General features: G+C 46.6%; 4 protein-coding genes. 1 reads left to right on the top strand and 3 read right to left on the bottom strand.

From position 1 onward, the window contains the following. Both AB7S66_RS12480 and AB7S66_RS12475 read right to left on the bottom strand, forming a co-directional pair. Positions 1 to 593, bottom strand: a 593-nt coding sequence (locus AB7S66_RS12480; protein ID WP_428520487.1) for a hypothetical protein, incomplete at its 3' end; no start/stop codon positions are given. Between the two features lie 119 nt (positions 594 to 712). Further along, entirely contained in the window at positions 713 to 1,465 is a 753-nt protein-coding gene (locus AB7S66_RS12475; RefSeq protein WP_428520485.1) for a class I SAM-dependent methyltransferase, read from the bottom strand. Between the two features lie 80 nt (positions 1,466 to 1,545). On the opposite strand from AB7S66_RS12475, the gene AB7S66_RS12470 reads away from it, so the two are divergent. Continuing rightward, a complete protein-coding gene (locus AB7S66_RS12470) occupies positions 1,546 to 2,346 on the top strand; it encodes a tetratricopeptide repeat protein (RefSeq protein WP_428520483.1) in 801 nt (266 codons plus the stop codon). A 6-nt stretch (positions 2,347 to 2,352) separates the two neighbouring features. On the opposite strand, the gene AB7S66_RS12465 is transcribed toward AB7S66_RS12470, so the two are convergent. Next, positions 2,353 to 2,680 (bottom strand): NlpC/P60 family protein (locus tag AB7S66_RS12465; protein ID WP_428520481.1); only part of this gene is annotated, 328 nt, incomplete at its 5' end.

Raw genomic sequence — 2,680 nt, 5'->3', positions numbered from 1 at the left:
GGATCAATCACGTACCAGGTGAAAATACCATCAACCTTTCCTCTTGCATTCACTCCTGCACTGTTCTCTTTCATGACCCAGTTCATGGCAATCTCAGCACCAAAGAGAGAACCGTTTACCGTTCCGTTGGCATCGAGGGTAGCAACAACTTCACCGGATGCAGGATCAACAATGCTGATCACACTGTGGTTCGATCCCCCAATCTCAGTGGTAGTCTCATCAAGGTTGTAGTTGGTCACATTACTCATGACAACCAACTTTCCATCCAAGAGCCCCCAATCAGAAGAAACCAGGCCACCATACTGGCCATACGGGCCAAGATCCATGAAGCTGTAGAGTGTCTCTTCAATGGTCTTGTGGTGATTACTGTTACCCATATCCAGTGTCACTACTGAAGTGAAGTCCTGGAAGAGCTGGACAGAGGCAGTAAAGGAGACCGGCTTGGTATTCTTCAGAGCACGCCCTGCATCAAGCGGGCTATCCAGTGAAACCCCACGGCTCGAGAGAGCGGAGGTATCCATAGCCATATCACAACCGGTGAACATACCTAGAAGCAGAACCAGGGAAGCAACCAACATCAATGTTTTTTTCATTACACACATCCTTACTAATGTATTAATACGAATGTATTAAAGATGACCTATGACATAGGTGGTTGTCAACAAAATTCTATACATATGCGGCTAGTATGATAGAATACGAGGTTTTTTGCTTACACTCTCCCCTTGATGATACCAATCGTCCCTACCATGAAAGGAGTCCTGAGGATACTCGGGATCCTCTCCGACTCACCAAGATTGATGAATTCCACTGATTTCGCACCCCAACTGGAGAGCTTTTTCAGCATGGGATCAAGATTGCCGAACATCTTCTTGGTCAGGAACAGGTCCTGGAATACAAATACTCCCCCATGCCTGAGAACACGGAAGGCTTCCTCCATGAGTTCTCTCCTATCCCTCAGTTCCATCACTTCATGGAATGTAAGGTTGCTCACCACCAGATCGAACTCATCGTCCTCAAAGGGCAGTTCTACAATACTTCCTTCCTTGAAGGAGACTCTTTCAGAGACCCCTTCAATCTTTGCATTTTGTTTGCAGAGAGTCTCAGAGAACCTTCTATACTCGATTCCTGTAACATGCGCCTCTGGATACTTCTTTGCCAGGCGAATAGCCAAGGCTCCATTTCCGCAACCGATATCAAGAGCCTTACCTTTGCCATCCCAGTCAATCTCCTCGATGAGCATGGAATGAAGTTCTGCCTGCATATTCTTTCCCTCGGGGGAGAACAGATGCCGTGCATAGACAAAATAGAGCATCATCAAGAGAAAAATTACGGGGAATATCATGATCCAGGAATAGAAGGCAGTAAGGACGGCAGTCCCCAATGCCAAAATACCAGGGACAATGACCAGTTTGAGGGAAACCCAATTTCTATATATTGGTGTATCTGAGGTTGTGTTATGCATGGGAAAAGTCTACCATTTTAAAAGTTGGTTGTCATTGAAAACCAACCTTTTATGGCAATCACCAAGAGAAGGAGAACTGTATGGACACAACCACCCGTAATTTACTCGTACTTAAAATCCTTTCACCAGGGTTTCGGGCAAGAGACCTTGATACCAAGGAAATTGTTTCCGTCAAGACAAGAGCTTATAAGGTAGCAATACTTGACACAGTGGTATTCCTTGAATCAAAACGGTGGCAGTTCAACCAGACTACCTACATCAGTGGAGAAGTGCAGAGCAATGCATTCTCCCTCGATTCCCTCGAGATTGAAGGTCATGACTATGATGAGGGCGAGAGCCACTCCACCACTGAGTACTATGAGGGGAGCGAACTGAAGGGCCTTCTAGGTGCATGTCTGAAAGGCGGAAAGAGACCTTCCATCGAGTTTCATGATTACACAGGATACGGTTTTTATGGTCGTGACAGCGACCCTGTCTTTGAAGCTGCAGACAGCATAGATCCATCGAGACGGTATGACATCCTAACCAAACTCTGGGAGGAGTTCCCCCAATGTATCGATGCCTTGGCACACATCGCAAATCCCTATGTTTCCAGCAAGTTTTTCTATAGAAATGCAGAGAACTGTTATCGTGCTGCCATTGCTATTGCAGAGAAGAAGCTACCCCCCGATTTTGACGGTATAACGCTCTGGTCATGTCTGGAGAACCGCCCCTACCTAAGAGCATTACAAGGCTACTGTATATTGCTCTGGAGATTGGGTCGGTTTGCAGAAGCAGAAGAACTTGCATGCAAGGTATTGCGTCGCAATCCCCCTGATAACCAAGGAGTGCGTTTCATCATTGATGAGATTCACAACAAGGAACCATGGACTGAGGATTGATCATCGCTAATCACTAATGACCAGCATCCTCCCAAAAGAGATAATCTTAGGGTCATCAATAACGTATGACCGAATTCCCACCTCTCCAGATACAGAATAGGCATCAATGAACACCAGAGTATCATCAGTCACTGCATGGCAGAGCGCCACATGGCTCACCACCCCATCCTCGCCCATGAAGATAAGATCACCCCTCTCGGGCTCAAGCAGAGGAAGCGTGTACTGCTGTGCCAAAGCACTGGCAGTGGTATCACTAAATGGCAGATGCACAGAGAAGTATTCTGCTACCTCGTCATATATCTCAATCACCAACCCTGAGCAGTCGACACCACCT

The organism is Sphaerochaeta sp. (assembly GCF_050178175.1).
In the GTDB taxonomy this organism is placed as follows: Bacteria; Spirochaetota; Spirochaetia; order Sphaerochaetales; family Sphaerochaetaceae; genus Sphaerochaeta.
The sequence above is the reverse complement of the archived record's forward strand: the minus strand, read 5'-3'. Positions and strand labels throughout refer to the sequence as shown.